The organism is Actinomyces sp. oral taxon 169 (genome assembly GCF_013394715.1).
In the GTDB taxonomy this organism is placed as follows: domain Bacteria; phylum Actinomycetota; class Actinomycetes; order Actinomycetales; family Actinomycetaceae; genus Actinomyces.
The window spans coordinates 2,588,177-2,601,868 of record NZ_CP058259.1 but is presented as its reverse complement, the minus strand read 5'-3'; the positions used below and the strand labels follow the sequence as shown (position 1 = coordinate 2,601,868).

Genomic DNA, 13,692 nt, shown 5'->3' with positions numbered 1-13,692 from the left:
CGCTCGCAGGTGGGAGTGCTGGCCAGCGGCCGGAGGACAGCATCTCAAGGCAACGTGTGAGAACGCTGGTGATTGACCCGTCAATGGCTGAGGTCGTGCCCTCAGGCTGGGGCGTCTTCGGGGGCCAGGATGTCGGTCTGGGCGGGAAGGTCCGTCAGGCCGGCCGGGCAGGTCACGCCGTTGGGGCCGTGGTTGCAGTAGCCGCTGGGGTTCTTGTGCAGATAGGCCTGGTGGTAGTCCTCGGCCAGGTAGTAGGGGCCGCCGAACTGAGCCGGCGCGTCCGCGGCGTCCTCGATGGTGGTGACGCAGGTGCCCAGGCCCAGGCGAGTCAGCTCGCCCTGGAATACCTCGCGGATCCGCACGGCCGCCTCGCGCTGGGCCGGCGTCGTCGTCCACACCGCCGAGCGGTACTGGGTGCCGACGTCGTTGCCGTGGCGATTCAGGTGCGTGGAGTCGTGGTTCTCCCAGAATGTCTTGAGCAGGGTCTCCCCGCCCTCGCCGCAGACGGCAGGGTCGTAGACGACGCGCACCGTCTCGGCGTGACCGGTCGACCCGGTGCACACCTCCTGGTACGTGGGGTTGGGCGTCTGGCCGCCCATGTAGCCCACCGACGTCGAGACGACGCCGTCCTGGTGCCACAGGATCCGCTCCACCCCCCAGAAGCAGCCGGCCGCCAGGTAGATGACCCGACTGCCCTCGGGCCACGGCCCGTCCAGGGCAGTCCCCAGCACCGGGTGGTCTCCGGGGTCGGGCAGGACCGGCGTCTCGCGGCCGGCCGGCGCCGATCCGCTGAGCGAGTGGTGAAAGGCGTTGAACATGAGGACACGCTACTGCGCCCGCCCCCTATTCCCACCCGCGCTTCACTGACCGCGAGGAACAGCCGGGGTGGAGGGGCGGGTGCGGGTGTCGGTCAGGCGCTCGGTGAGGACTCCGAACCGGGGCTGTTCAGCCCCAGCTGGGTGAAGGCCCTCTCGCGCCAGTCGAGGAAGTTCTGGAACCCGCCGGTGAGTAGCGCCTGAAGCTCCTCACCGCTGTTGACGGCTACGATGTCCTGCTCCTGATCCTCGGCGCTCATATCTTGCGTGATGGCTCGCAGATTCTCGGCCGTGTGGTTCCCGTGCGGGACGATGAAGCTGGGGCCTCCCTGAGGGTTGACGATCATGAAGCCCGCCGAGATGCACAGATCAAAGATGAAGTCGCACTCACCGGCAGTGAGGTGGGCGTGCCCGGTCCCCGCCGTCATCGCCTCATCCTCCTCGAGCACATTGGAGAAGTGGAAGTCCTGGAGCCCATCGACATCGATGTCGGTTCCGTCCTCGTTGAGCAGCGTCGCGGATGATGACCGGTCTGCGCTGGAGGGCGGGAAGACCTTCATGTGCATTCGACGCCGTCGCAAGAACTTTTGCACGCCGTCGCGATCCGGGTCGACGAGTCGATCTCCGTTGATCTTGTACAGATAGAGAGAAAAGCCCATTAGATACATCCCGTCCGTGGCTGGAGTCCTCGTTTTTACAGAATGCGCGTTACTCGTACTTTAATGCGGCTTGCATTTCATGCCAGCTGTTGGCCACAACAATCTCAATCTCACCTCGGTCTGCGTCATCCCTTACCTCTTGCGGCAGTTGGTCGATCCGGTGATTCCCGTCTGGGATGACGAATAGTAGGGGTGCGTCCACGTGAACGAGGAGGAAGTTCGTCGAGACGCACAGGTCGTAGAGTAGTTCGCACTCGTCATCGCTGAGATGGGCGTGTGCAATGAAAGCGCTCAGCTCTGAGTCGTGAATGGAGGGGTCGGAGAGGATGAGATCTCGTGGGTAGCCGTCGGCGAATAATAGTACCGAACCGTCGGCGTTCACCAGGTGTGTCGTGTCGCTGGAGTGTGGGCTGCGCTGAAGACTTAATCCTCGGCGCTCAAGAAAGTTCCACAACCCCTGCTTGTTGCCTCCGATGCTGCGTCCATCGCTGAATCTGTAGAAATACATTGCATAACCCATAGAACTCTCCTTGTGTCATCTCAGAATCTCAGGGGGTGGTTGTTTTCTTGGGTTCCTTAGGATCTGAGCCGGGCATTTCTCGCGGTGCCCGACGGAAATTCGGAGGGGCTGCGCGAAAAACGCCCGGCTCGGTGGAAGGGGAGCGGAAAAGAGGCTCAGACCCGCTCGACCTTGACGATCTCGGCCTGGATCTTCCGGCCGTTGGGGGCCTCGTAGGAGACGGTGTCGCCCGCGCGGTGCCCCATGAGGGCCTGCCCCAGCGGAGCGTCGGGGGAGAAGACCTTGACGCCGTCGGGCACGTCCTCGGTGATCTCCTGGCCGCCCAGGGCGAAGACCTGCTCCTTTCCGGCCACCTTCGCGGTGACGATGGTGCCGGCCGAGACCGAGCCGTCGTTGGCCGCCTCGCCGATCTGGGCGTTCTCCAGGGTCTCCTCGAGCTGGATGATGCGCGCCTCGTTGAGCCCCGCCTCCTCGCGGGCGGCGTGGTAGCCGGCGTTCTCCCGCAGGTCACCCTCCTGGCGGGCCGCCTCCACGCGCTGGGCGATCTCCTTGCGCTCGGTCGTCTTGCGGTGCTCGAGTTCGGCGGCCAGCCGGTCGTAGGCCTCCTGGGTGAGCCAGGTGCCCTGTGACTGCTCGGACATGGATCCTCCTTGGATGACTGGTGATGGTCGCTTGGCAGCCGGTCGGGTTGCCTGGCGACGACGACACCCGGTGGCTCCTCGCAGGGCCGACCGGGTTTGAAGCGCGAGTCTACGCCGCAGCCTGAGGGAATGCTGTGCGGTTGGCGAAAGGTGCTGGAATATTCTGGGGCTGCGGCCGGGCGCCGGGGTGGGCGAATCCGTGCCGGCCCGCCTGATCAACGTCGCCGCAGGGGTTGGGAGAGAGGTGGACAAAGCAACCGGCTCGACGGCGTGGCGGGCCGCCCACCGGTCCCAGCAGCCTCAGTGGCCGCCTCTCGGCCGGTCGGCCACCGCAGCCTGACGTCCCCGTTAGCGCAGAACCGCCAGGAAGCAGGCCACGCACTGGCAGGCCCACGCGGCCACGGTGCACACGTGGAAGATCTCGTGGAAGCCGAACCAGCGCGGCGATGGGTCGGGAGTCTTGCGGGCATAGACCACGGCGCCCAGCGTGTAGGTCACGCCGCCGGCCACCAGCAGCCACACGATCGCGGGGCCGCCCTCCCGCCAGAACTGCGGCAGGAACCAGATCGCCACCCAGCCCAGGATGATGTAGAGGGCGGTGGTGAACCAGCGCGGGGCGTGCATCCACAACAGGTTCGTGGCCGTGCCGATCGCGGCCCCCGCCCACACGATCCCCAGGACCAGGGTGGCCGTACGCGTCGGCAGCAGCGCCGCCGACAGGGGAGTGTAGGTGCCGGCGATGAGCAGGTAGATGTTCGCGTGGTCGATCCGCCGCAGCGTGGCCGCGACCTTCGCGGGCCAGTGCCCGGTGCCGATGTGGTAGACGCCGGAGTTGGCGAACAGCAGCAGCGAGCACGTCAGGTAGACGGCGCAGGCCCACTTCAGGCCCGCTCCCGGCGCCAGCACCGTCAGCACGATGCAGGCCGCCAGGGCCAGCGGTGCGGTACCGGCGTGGATCCATCCGCGCAGCCTCGGCTTGACGGAGGCGATGACGCCCTTGGCGCTCATGGACGCGGAGCGGCGCGGGGCCTGCGACGTCGAGGGCGATGTCGGTGACATGGGTGTGGGCGTCCTTCTAGGTGGTGTGGGGTGGGAACGGGTCGATGCTGAACCTTACGACTCCGTAGGTTACGTGAGCGTAGGTTGTGGTGGTAGCAATCCGGACGGTGATGTGACGCGGCAGGCACGGTGGCGTACGGCGGCAGCTTCCACGGCCGCCGTTGCCAGCGCCAGTGCGGCCCGGCCGCCTGGCACGCCTCCGTTGTGCCCCGGCAACCCTGGGCGAACCTGATGGCCGGATTTGACCCGGCTGTTAACCGGCTCGTCCAGCGCAGGAGGGGCCTTGCACGATAGCGTTGGAGGTGGCCCCGAGCCGTCGGGCCCCGTCCCCCAGCAACCCCACCGAGGAGCCCCGAGGAAAACGGCATGGCAGGCGACAACCTCCTCTACGACATCTACGAGCGCCGGCTGGCTGCGCGCATCGACCCGGCCACGGTGCCCCACCACGTGGGTGTCATCCTCGATGGCAACCGCCGCTGGGCCAAGTCCATGGGCTTCGGGGCCGCGCAGGGCCACAAGCGCGGCGCGGACAAGATCGAGGAGTTCCTCGGGTGGGCCGAGCAGATGGGGGTCCAGGTCGTCACCCTATGGCTGCTGAGCACCGACAACCTCTCCCGCGACCCGGCCGAGCTCTCGCCCCTGCTGGACATCATCGCCCACGCCGTCGACGAGCTCGCAGAGACCGACCGCTGGAGCCTGCGCCTCGTGGGCGCCGTCGACCTCCTGCCCGAGCCACTGGCCGAGCGCCTGCGCACCGCCGTCGTCCGCTCCCGGCCGTCAAGCGCGGAGGCCTCTGGGTCGGACGGGCCGGCGGATGAGGCCGTCGAGACCGCAGAAGCCGAGGACCGGCGCATGCAGGTCAACATCGCCGTCGGCTACGGGGGCCGTCAGGAGATCGCCGACGCCGTGCGCGAGCTGCTGCGCGAGCGGGCCGCCGCAGGAGCGAGCTTGGAGGAGGTGGCCGCCTCGCTCAGCGAGGAGGACATCACCGAGCACCTCTACACCAAGGGCCAACCCGACCCCGACCTGGTCATCCGCACCTCGGGTGAGCAGCGGCTCTCCGGGTTCCTGCTGTGGCAGTCGGTGCACTCCGAGTACTACTTCTGCGAGGTCAACTGGCCGGCCTTCCGGCGCGTGGACTTCCTGCGGGCGCTGCGCGACTTCGCCAGCCGAGAGCGGCGCCTGGGTAGGTAGCCGGGCCGGCTGCCCTCCGCGCCGGGCGCGCTGCACCGAAACCGCGGAGGGAGCGTCTGAAGAAGCCGCAGCGCAGGTGACAATACGGGTGTGACGAGCGGTGAATCCCACCCGTCCCGCAGCCCGAGCAGCAGTGCAGGCGCAGGTGGTGCGGGCAGTGCGGCGGCGGGAAGGGTCCCGGCGCCGCTGGTCTTCGTCGCCTCCGCCTTCTCCCAGTATCTCGGTGCGGGCCTGGCCGTCTCACTGTTCTCGCTCATGCCCTCGACGACGGTGGCCTGGTGGCGCCTGGTGGTGGGCGCCGTCGTGCTCCTGGCGCTCCGACGCCCGTGGCGCCGGAGCTGGACGCATCGGGCTCTGGCGCTGGCGGCCGCCTTCGGGGCGGCCACCGCCACCATGAACGTCATCTTCTACGCGGCGATCTCACTGCTTCCGCTGGGAACGGTCGTCTCCCTGGAGTTCCTCGGGCCGGTCGCCGTCGCCGCCGTCACAGGGCTCGGGTGGCGACCGCGGTTGGCCGCGGTGCTGGCGCTCCTGGGAGTCGTGTGCATCTCCGGGCTCGGCGTCGACCTGTGTGAGTCCGGTCAGAGGACGGGGGTCGTGCTCGCGCTGGCAGCCGGTACGGCCTGGGCGGGCTACATCCTTCTGGGGCGGCGAGTGGCCTCGGCCGGGGCCGGAATCGACTCGCTCGCTGCGGGCATGGTGTTCGGCGCGCTGGTCTACGCTCCCTTTGCCGTCGGCACGGCGGCCGCTGCCCTGACGTCGATGAGGGCGTCAGCGATGGCGCTGGGGGTCGGACTGCTGTCGACCGCGGTGCCCTACGGGCTCGATCAAGTGGTGCTCAGACGGCTCGGGGCGGATACCTTCGCGCTCCTGTCCTCGCTCATGCCGGCGACGTCGATGCTGGTGGGAGCGGTGGTGCTGGGCCAGCTGCCCAGCGGCTGGGAGGTCGCAGGCCTCGTGCTGGTATCGGTAGCCGTTGCCCTGGCCAGCGCGGACGGCCGCGCGCCACGCCCGCGGCACCCGGAGTGCCGCTGAGGCGCGTAGGCAACCCGAGAGCGGGTGCGCCCAGCATGTGCGCACCCGCATGTCTCAGAGCATGTCAGTCCACCGGGGAGACGCGGATGAGGTTGCCATCGGGGTCGGAGATCATGAAGGTTCGGCCAAAGACATCGTTGTGGGGTTCTTCAACAACTGTGACACCTTTTGCTACCCATTCCTTGTAGACGGCATCCACTGATTCCTTTGATGCTGGAATCATCAATCCAACCTCGCTGGTTCGTGAGGTGGCAGCGCTGATCGCATCCGCGGCTCCGCTCCACAGTGAGAAGAGTACGCCGGGGGCGATTTCAAAAGCCACGTAACGGGGAGTGGTCATAACGGGGTGGATGTCGAATAAGTCGCTGTAGAACTCGGTGGCTCGCTCGACGTCAGTGACGTAGATCAGGAACAGGTTTGGTGCAGGCATGGCGTGGTCTCCTTTCACGAATTTCTAGTAGGACTCGTCCGATACTGGAGATCAAACATGACGTCTCATGTCATATATGAGATGAGACATACGTGTTGGTTCGAAACAGTCGGCTGAGAGATGCTCTGGCAAGCGGGATCCTTGGTGCTTGCCGGGATCTAGGGCAGGATGGATCTCTGGTCCGGGCGCCGCCCGGCCTGGCTGGTGCCCCGGCCCCGGTGCTCGTCGACTCACCGACGCCTCGCGCCGTCGAGCCGCGTACGCCGGCACCTCACGCACCGACGCGCACGCTGCCAGCGACACGCGCCGGCGTGCTCGCGGTCCCAAACGACAGGATCCTCGTGGCCGCACACCGCACCTCCGCCTCACGCCGCTTCGCCTCCGGGAAGACCCCGGCCGCGGGTGAGGCCACCTTCGCCGAGCTCGGCGTGGACTCAGACCTCGCCGCCGACCTCGACGCCCGCGGCTTCACCGCACCCTTCCCCATCCAGGCCGCCACCCTGCCCGACACCCTCGCCGGGCGCGACGTGCTCGGCCGCGGCCGCACCGGCTCGGGAAAGACCCTGGCCTTCAGCCTGCCGCTGGTCCAGCGCCTGGCGCAGCAGGACAAGGCCCGCCCCGGCCACCCCATCGGCCTGGTTCTGGCCCCCACCCGTGAGCTCGCCCTCCAGATCGCCGAGGTCATCGAGCCCCTGGCTCGCGTCGTTGACATGGACGTCACCACCATCTTCGGCGGGGTCTCCGCCAAGCCCCAGGAGAAGGCCCTCAAGGCAGGGGTCGACGTCGTCGTCGCCTGCCCCGGCCGGCTCCTGGACCTCATGGGGCAGGGACTCGTCAGCCTCGACGAGGTCGAGATCACCGTCCTGGACGAGGCCGACCATATGGCCGACCTCGGCTTCCTGCCCAACGTCCGCCGCATCCTGCGCGCCACCCCGCAGCGCGGCCAGCGCCTGCTGTTCTCCGCCACCCTGGACAACGGCGTGGACACCCTGGTCAAGGAGTTCCTCCACGACCCGCTGCAGCACTCCGTGGACCCCTCGACCTCGCCCGTGGACGCCATGACCCACCGCGTGTGGATGGTCGCGGACAAGACCGCCAAGGACGGCATTGTGCGGCGCCTGGCCTCCGGGCAGGGGCAGCGCATCCTGTTCACCCGCACCAAGCACCTCGCCCGGCGCCTGGCCCGCAAGCTCGTCCAGGCCGGGATCCCGGCGGTCGAGCTGCAGGGCAACATGAGCCAGAACGCCCGCGAGCGCGCCATGCGGGCCTTCTCCACGGGGCAGGTGCACGTCATGGTCGCCACCGACATCGCCGCCCGGGGCATCGACGTCTCAGGCGTCGAGCTCGTGGTCCACGTCGACCCGCCCGCCGAGCACAAGGCCTACCTGCACCGCTCGGGCCGCACCGCGCGCGCCGGGGCCGCCGGGAGCGTCATCACGCTGGTCCTGCCCGAGCAGAAGCACGATGTGCAGGTCCTGCTCAAGAAGGCGCGGATTCGCGCGGACATCGAGCGCATCCGGCCCGACGACGACGCTGTGTCCGCCCTCGTGGGGCAGGTCGCCGAGGCCGTCGCGCTGGAGGACATGCCCGAGGGTGTGGCCATCAAGGGCGGCAGCCCCAGCGGGCGGGCCTCCACCGGGCGTCCGGGCCACGGTCACGGGGAGGCGGCGCGCGGCCGGTCCGGCCGGGGCGGTCAGGGCGGCCGGGGAGGTCGTAGCGGGGGAGCGCGCGGTGCGCGCGGCGGGAACGCTGGGAACGGTGGGCGCAGTCTGAAACGACGTGGCGGAAACGGCGAGCAGGGAGCCGGGCAGCCCTCCGGCCGGGGCGGCCGCAGCGGAGGCTCCCGTGGACGTCGAGGCCGCGGTCGCGGAGCCAAGGGAGGTCAGGCCAGTCAGGGCGCTCCCGCCTGAGACATCGTGCGAGGCGGCATTCAGTGTCAGGTCCTGGGCATTGACGATGTCGCGTCACGAGTTGCGCGCCCCATGTCTGTGTCGGTGGGTGACGCCTGCGGTGCGGCGGTTCAGCCCTCGCTCCGGCCGAGCGGATCCGGGGTGCCGGTGCTACCGTCGAGTGGCTGATGGCGATCGGGAAGGTGGGTGGACAGCGTGGCGGCGCACCTCTCGCGGCGAGCCCTGACCGGCGCGATGGCGGGCCTCATCCTGGCCGGCTGCGCTTCTCGGGGGCCGCAGCGAGCGGCAACGCACTCGACTCCGCCGCCGTACCTGCGCTCGCGCGGGGCCGGCGCTGCGCCGAGCCTGCGGCCGACGTCGGGAGACCTGTCGGTTCCTGCCGCGTTCTCCTACACCGACGATGAGGACGAGACCTCCGACTGCATCTTCTACGCGACGACGGGAGCGCCGGTCGGACTGGTCGTCTACCTCGACGGCGACGGGCAGTCCTTTCACAGCCAGGGGAACCAGGATCAGGACGAGAGGTCCCGCGGCGGCCTGGCCGGCGCCGGGGGAGTCGTCGAGGCGGCGAGCGCTCGCGGGTACGACGTGGTCTCGGTGCGCGCTCCCGGAGACGACGGAACCTGGTGGATGGAGGACCAGGACGGCAAGGTCCGCTACCTGGAGCAGGCGCTCGACTACGTGGTTGCCGAGTGCGGCGCCACCATGGATCGGGTCTGGCTCGTGGGCTACTCCGGCGGCTCGGAATTCATCAGCCAGTGGTTCTTCCCGGCCTACGCCGAGCGCATGGCGGGCGGGGGCTTCCTGCTCTTCGGGGGCGGCGACGCGCCTGAGGAGCAAGCGGCGTTCTCCTCAGGCGCTAAGGAACGGCTCTGGCTGAACTGGGTGACCGGGACGCGTGATGTGCCCGCCAACAGCCTCGACGGATTCGATGGCAGCGGGCACGCCCGAAACAGCCTGGCCTACTACCGCTCGGCGGGCTTCGGCCATATCTGGAGCGAATGGCCCGACGACGACCACGGCAGCATCACCGAGAAGTTCGGGAGCTACGTCGAGCGCGTGCTCGACGCCGCCGCAAGCGGAAAATGACTGCTTAGAAGATTGGACTGCAAGAGTTGCCTAACTGTGATCTCTATACTGACGTTGTCGATAGATTGAAGTAGTAGTCTTCGTTTTGCCCTATTTTCCCTGTGGACAAAGAGGTCTTATTGTGTTTGGGGACAAAAAACGGAGGATTCAAACTCTCGAACAGCGGCTCAGTGTTGGAGAACAACAGTATAACGCGGCTCTAGCGTCAATTGGGGAACTCCGGACACTGCTTGATCGGGCTGGAGGTGGGGATATCGTAAAAATGCAAGAAGTTGCTGCGCAGATGCGGTTTGAGCAGGTTGAGCTACAGGCCGCTCTGGAGCGGCAGAAGTTGGAGCTTGCTCGGCAGGCAACTTCGGCTGAGGAGAATCTTCGTGTTCTTGAGCGTAATGCTCGCGAAGTAGCCATTGCAATTGATGATCGTAGGCGGCAGCTCGCGCAGCTTGATATGCATCTTTCAGATGCTGCCGTGATGGTCGACAGTGGGTTAACGAACTATAAGCATCCTGCTGAGTCTTCTCTGGAGCTTGGGGGACTCCTGTCGGATGTGCGCTCTCAGGTCAAAGAAATGATTAGAAACAAGTCTGCGATCAGGGCGGCCGACAACTTCACTTTCAATAACTCGGCCAGTAAAGGGCGTAAGTTCGTTGCCGATATGTCGAAAATGATGCTACGTGCCTATAATGCAGAGGTTGAGAATTGCGTCCTCACCGTTAAGGCTGGCAATGGTGAATCGGCTCGTAAGCGACTGGAGCGCGCTCGCGACCAGGTGGAACGTCTTGGGGCTCTCATCAACCTGAGGATAGATGGCAGGTACCATACGCTTCGTCTTGAGGAGCTCGATTTATCTCTCAGGTATCAGAATGCTAAAAAGGCCGAAAAGGAGGCAGAGCGGGAGGAGAGGGCGAGGCTGCGTGAAGAGCGCAAGGCTCAGCAGGAGCTCGCTCAGCGTCGATCGAAACTCGACAAGGAGCGTGAGCACTATCAGCACGTGCTTCAATCTCTTGTGGAGAAGGGGCGAGTGGATGAGGCGGAGGAAATTAGGTCGCAGCTTGAGGGGCTTGATAGGGAGATCGAGAAAGTTGACTTTCGTGCTGCCAATATTCGCGCAGGATATGTTTATGTTATCTCCAATGTTGGGGCGTTCGGTGATCGAATGGTTAAGATTGGCATGACACGTCGACTTGAGCCGATGGATCGCGTCCGGGAGCTTGGAGATGCTTCCGTTCCGTTCGGGTTTGATGTCCATGCGTTGTTCTTCTCTGAGGATGCGGTCACAGTGGAGGCTGATCTGCATCGAAGGTTCTCGCATAGGCGGGTGAATCGCGTCAACACCCGTCGAGAGTTCTTTTATGCCTCTCCCGCTGAGGTGCGTAATGTACTCTCGGAGGTGGCTGGGAATCTCTTGGAATTCACTGAGGAGCCGGAGGCGGAGCAGTATCGCCTAAGCCTTCAGATAGCGGAATCGGAGAATGGTGGTGTCGCTACCGGTGGAGGAGACCAAGTTTAGGGGGAGGCTGAGGGGTATGTCCTTGTGCTGTCGGGGTTGTGCCTTAGTCGTCAGTTATGGGTCTTTGGGGCAGTCTGCGATCCGTGTGGTGCGGGCCTCGGGGCCGGGTTGTCGCCGTGGCTGCGTGAGCTGTGCTCGTATCCGGCCATCTGGGCTGGCATCGATCGAGCCCGGCTCGACACGAGCGTTCTCTCCCGTTCCCGCTGGTCAAGGTGTCCTCCCCACCTGGATTAGTGCCATCTGAGTTCACCGAGGGACAGAGCAGCAGGCTAGCGCCGCTGCCGGCGCCCCGGGTATGAAAAAGACCCCGGTCCCTGGTGGGGCCGAGGCCGGCGGGGTACACCTCCGCGAGATCAATGAGAACAAACTAGAAACATTACTCGCGCTGCGGGCTGATGTGCTGGCTCGTGCGGGGGAGCGGCTGACCGACGAAGATGCGGTGCAGGCCACGCCGTCCACAGCACGCCAATCATCATTTGACGAGGCACCGACGAAGGGCAACACCCTGGCCAATCAGACGGCAGAGCCGGTTGAGGCCAGAGCTAGACAGTGCCCTGCCCCGTCGCCTCACTCTGTGACGGGCGACTCGCTGAAACTATCTGCTAGTGGAGACAGTGAACCACCAAGCAACAATGGCCTTGCGAAACCCGCCCCCAGCCCTATCCGCGCAAAGACGGACGCCAACGCTGTTGCACGCACCATCATGCAGCGCCAGCATCACCTTACCGCAGCCGAGCGAGATGAGGTGGCGCGGCTATACCAGGATGGCTTGCCAGTCCGCACGATCTGTGAGCGCTTCGGCATCAGCAAAGATGTGGTTTATGGAATCCGTCGGCGGCGCGGGCTACCACGACGCCGGGCAGGCATGACGGACGAGCAGAAGGCGCAGGCGGTAGAGCTGCACGCACGGGGAGTATCGGCGGCTGCGATCGGCAGGCAGTTTGGCGTCAACGTCAAGACGGTGCTGGCCTACTTGCGTGCAGCAGATAGCGACCAGACTCGCCGGTAAGCTTCATTCCGCCACCCCCTCACCCCTCATCTTCCACATACCGCGCTAGCGCACTCAAGAGCCGACGGGCACTCTCTAGGGTGATGTCGAGGCCGTGAGCGCGGGAGCCATCGCCGATGTAGAGCCAGGTGTCACTGTCCTGTGGGTACTGGTAGCGCACTAGGGTGAGTTCGGTGGCGGTGGGGTGATAGTGGATGGTGCCAGTCTCATCGGTGGTGCGTTCTAGGGCGATGCAGGGCACGAGGAATGGGGCGGCTTCGTGGACGTGGTCGTCTGCTGTATCTGGCGCGTCGGTGTCGTGGCCGACGCACCAGGCTGGGCAGGCGGTGGTTGGTGGTGTCTTGTTCTCCTCGGCGTGGTCTGCTGGTGTTGCCATTAGTCTCCCCTTCCTTGCCCTTTTGTGTGTGGTGGGGCTGTTAGGGGGAGAGTGAAGCGGAGGGACGAACCAGATGGAAGGGGGAGGGCTGAGGGAGAACAAATCTACCTACTCAGCAACATCCGAGCCTTTCTCAGATACTCCAACAATCCACTTAGCACGCTCCAGAAGCTCATCGAACGTAACAACCTCTGGAGAAGTGAGATTTCTTCTATATAACTCAAATGAGCGTATTTTATCCAGATGATGCCCGCCACTTTCACTTCTAAGTTGCTCAAGTGAGCCTATCACCAAAAAAGCACGTGGTTGAAATAAGTACGTCCAGTCTCCAGGCATGTCGTAGCCGTTTTGTTTCGACTCAAGACGCTCTCCAACTTCCTTCATTGCAGCAGCCACTGTTGCCTGCACCTGACTTACGCCGCCCGACAACTCATTCGAAATTTGCCAGACTCCAGGGCGATACCCCGCTGCTTTCCCCGAAAGTAAGCTTGTTTCCGGCTTTTTTATTTCTACAAACACCATCGAACGCACAGCACCCGAAGTTCTCATCAGCGCATCAACGCGTTTTCCTTTACTCGCTATGGAACTCCCTGAAACTACCTGTTCAAGTTTGCTATCATTCCACGAAGTAAGCAAGTGCTGACCTAGGCCGACACCAAGAATCCAAGGATTGCTTTCAAACAAGCGCTGCCAAACAGCTTCATCTCCATTTTTACCCAAACGCGCCTTTTCTGTTTCGAAGTATTCTCTATCAGATAGCAACCCCTCAAAATGCTCGACGACTTTTTTACGTCCCGCGACTGCCACTACGTCAGTCGCCAGAGCGTCACTTTCCACTAGTACACGCACAGCCTCTGGATCTAAGCTAATGCCAGGCAACTTTGCAGACGCAGCAACTAGTTCACGAGCGCTGTCGATATCCAACCTCATGAAATCGACATCATCACTCATGGGGATCCCTTGAAGAGACTGAAAGAGCCGACAAAGCGCCAACGCGTCGTCACCCTCAAGCGACAAGATGTTATTCACATATTTGTCTTTACGGTTATTGACAACCTCCTGAATATGCACTTCTCTCACATGGTCACCTTTATGCGCAACAACCAACTTTACCTGAATTCGACCTTTTCGCTGGGAGCGGACAGGCCATACTGTGGTATGATAAACGCAGTCGGCAATCGTCGACCCTAAAGTGTCGAAAACTTCATACACAAGGCGCGCTGGCTCGCCATTGTACATGCTATCTGGCGTCCGAGAATGGTAGGGAAACCTTTTGCTCACATAGAGGTGCCCAACCCTCCTCTCCTCCATATAGACAGCTTCTTTTCTCTCATTGTCAGAAACTATAGGAAACTCGGCAGCCTTCTTTGCAGCCCTCTTTTTCCTACGTTCACGTGTCACGTTAATCACTTCTTTTTAAAAAACACAAACTTTGAGCGCTACAA

General features: G+C 64.2%; 14 protein-coding genes. 6 read left to right on the top strand and 8 right to left on the bottom strand.

Features of this window, described 5'->3' with window-relative positions:
- Positions 1-101 precede the first annotated feature (101 nt).
- From msrA to HW274_RS10940, 5 genes are all read right to left on the bottom strand, one after another.
- The gene (msrA, locus tag HW274_RS10960; protein WP_075255294.1) at positions 102-818 is read right to left on the bottom strand and encodes a peptide-methionine (S)-S-oxide reductase MsrA; all 717 of its coding nucleotides are present in this window, start codon (positions 816-818) and stop codon (positions 102-104) included.
- 92 nt (positions 819-910) lie between these two features.
- On the bottom strand, positions 911-1,375 hold the full coding sequence (locus HW274_RS10955; RefSeq protein WP_256692576.1) for a hypothetical protein: 465 nt from the start codon (positions 1,373-1,375) through the stop codon (positions 911-913).
- Between the two features lie 148 nt (positions 1,376-1,523).
- Positions 1,524-1,994: a hypothetical protein gene (locus HW274_RS10950; protein ID WP_075255292.1), complete on the bottom strand. Its 471-nt coding sequence runs from the start codon at positions 1,992-1,994 to the stop codon at positions 1,524-1,526.
- Positions 1,995-2,149: 155 nt separating this feature from the next.
- Positions 2,150-2,635 carry a transcription elongation factor GreA gene (locus HW274_RS10945; RefSeq protein WP_185988799.1) on the bottom strand — a complete coding sequence of 162 codons (486 nt, stop codon included), beginning with the start codon at positions 2,633-2,635 and terminating at the stop codon, positions 2,150-2,152.
- 348 nt (positions 2,636-2,983) lie between these two features.
- Positions 2,984-3,694 carry a hemolysin III family protein gene (locus HW274_RS10940; RefSeq protein WP_075255291.1) on the bottom strand — a complete coding sequence of 237 codons (711 nt, stop codon included), beginning with the start codon at positions 3,692-3,694 and terminating at the stop codon, positions 2,984-2,986.
- Positions 3,695-4,060: 366 nt separating this feature from the next.
- Between HW274_RS10940 and uppS the strand changes: the two genes are divergently transcribed.
- Positions 4,061-4,888, top strand: a complete 828-nt coding sequence (gene uppS, locus HW274_RS10935; protein WP_075255290.1) for a polyprenyl diphosphate synthase — start codon at positions 4,061-4,063, stop codon at positions 4,886-4,888.
- 90 nt (positions 4,889-4,978) lie between these two features.
- Positions 4,979-5,923, top strand: coding sequence for a DMT family transporter (locus HW274_RS10930; protein WP_185988798.1), 945 nt, complete (start codon positions 4,979-4,981; stop codon positions 5,921-5,923).
- 64 nt (positions 5,924-5,987) lie between these two features.
- Here the strand turns inward: HW274_RS10930 and HW274_RS10925 are convergent, their stop codons facing one another.
- A complete protein-coding gene (locus HW274_RS10925) occupies positions 5,988-6,353 on the bottom strand; it encodes a VOC family protein (RefSeq protein ID WP_075255288.1) in 366 nt (121 codons plus the stop codon).
- A 341-nt stretch (positions 6,354-6,694) separates the two neighbouring features.
- On the opposite strand from HW274_RS10925, the gene HW274_RS10920 reads away from it, so the two are divergent.
- The 4 genes from HW274_RS10920 to HW274_RS10905 all read left to right on the top strand — a co-directional run bounded on the left by HW274_RS10920 (position 6,695) and on the right by HW274_RS10905 (position 11,871).
- Positions 6,695-8,263 (top strand): DEAD/DEAH box helicase, encoded by a 1,569-nt coding sequence (locus tag HW274_RS10920; RefSeq protein ID WP_185988797.1) that lies wholly within the window; start codon positions 6,695-6,697, stop codon positions 8,261-8,263.
- Positions 8,264-8,497: 234 nt separating this feature from the next.
- Entirely contained in the window at positions 8,498-9,352 is an 855-nt protein-coding gene (locus HW274_RS10915; RefSeq protein WP_075255300.1) for a hypothetical protein, read from the top strand.
- Between the two features lie 262 nt (positions 9,353-9,614).
- Complete coding sequence (locus HW274_RS10910) at positions 9,615-10,862, top strand: DUF4041 domain-containing protein (protein ID WP_260679073.1); 1,248 nt, start codon at positions 9,615-9,617, stop codon at positions 10,860-10,862.
- Positions 10,863-11,157: 295 nt separating this feature from the next.
- On the top strand, positions 11,158-11,871 hold the full coding sequence (locus HW274_RS10905; protein ID WP_185988796.1) for a helix-turn-helix domain-containing protein: 714 nt from the start codon (positions 11,158-11,160) through the stop codon (positions 11,869-11,871).
- Between the two features lie 19 nt (positions 11,872-11,890).
- On the opposite strand, the gene HW274_RS10900 is transcribed toward HW274_RS10905, so the two are convergent.
- Both HW274_RS10900 and HW274_RS10895 read right to left on the bottom strand, forming a co-directional pair.
- Entirely contained in the window at positions 11,891-12,247 is a 357-nt protein-coding gene (locus HW274_RS10900) for a DUF6907 domain-containing protein (RefSeq protein WP_185988795.1), read from the bottom strand.
- Positions 12,248-12,355: 108 nt separating this feature from the next.
- Positions 12,356-13,648: a Shedu immune nuclease family protein gene (locus tag HW274_RS10895; RefSeq protein ID WP_185988794.1), complete on the bottom strand. Its 1,293-nt coding sequence runs from the start codon at positions 13,646-13,648 to the stop codon at positions 12,356-12,358.
- Positions 13,649-13,692 lie beyond the last annotated feature (44 nt).

Bases quoted from the DNA above. Each gene is read 5' to 3' on its own strand.
- msrA (WP_075255294.1), bottom strand. From the start codon at position 818: ATGTTCAACGCCTTTCACCACTCGCTCAGCGGATCGGCGCCGGCCGGC.
- HW274_RS10955 (WP_256692576.1), bottom strand. From the start codon at position 1,375: ATGAAGGTCTTCCCGCCCTCCAGCGCAGACCGGTCATCATCCGCGACG.
- HW274_RS10950 (WP_075255292.1), bottom strand. From the start codon at position 1,994: ATGGGTTATGCAATGTATTTCTACAGATTCAGCGATGGACGCAGCATC.
- HW274_RS10945 (WP_185988799.1), bottom strand. From the start codon at position 2,635: ATGTCCGAGCAGTCACAGGGCACCTGGCTCACCCAGGAGGCCTACGAC.
- HW274_RS10940 (WP_075255291.1), bottom strand. From the start codon at position 3,694: ATGTCACCGACATCGCCCTCGACGTCGCAGGCCCCGCGCCGCTCCGCG.
- uppS (WP_075255290.1), top strand. From the start codon at position 4,061: ATGGCAGGCGACAACCTCCTCTACGACATCTACGAGCGCCGGCTGGCT.
- HW274_RS10925 (WP_075255288.1), bottom strand. From the start codon at position 6,353: ATGCCTGCACCAAACCTGTTCCTGATCTACGTCACTGACGTCGAGCGA.
- HW274_RS10915 (WP_075255300.1), top strand. From the start codon at position 8,498: ATGGCGGGCCTCATCCTGGCCGGCTGCGCTTCTCGGGGGCCGCAGCGA.
- HW274_RS10910 (WP_260679073.1), top strand. From the start codon at position 9,615: ATGCAAGAAGTTGCTGCGCAGATGCGGTTTGAGCAGGTTGAGCTACAG.
- HW274_RS10905 (WP_185988796.1), top strand. From the start codon at position 11,158: ATGAAAAAGACCCCGGTCCCTGGTGGGGCCGAGGCCGGCGGGGTACAC.
- HW274_RS10900 (WP_185988795.1), bottom strand. From the start codon at position 12,247: ATGGCAACACCAGCAGACCACGCCGAGGAGAACAAGACACCACCAACC.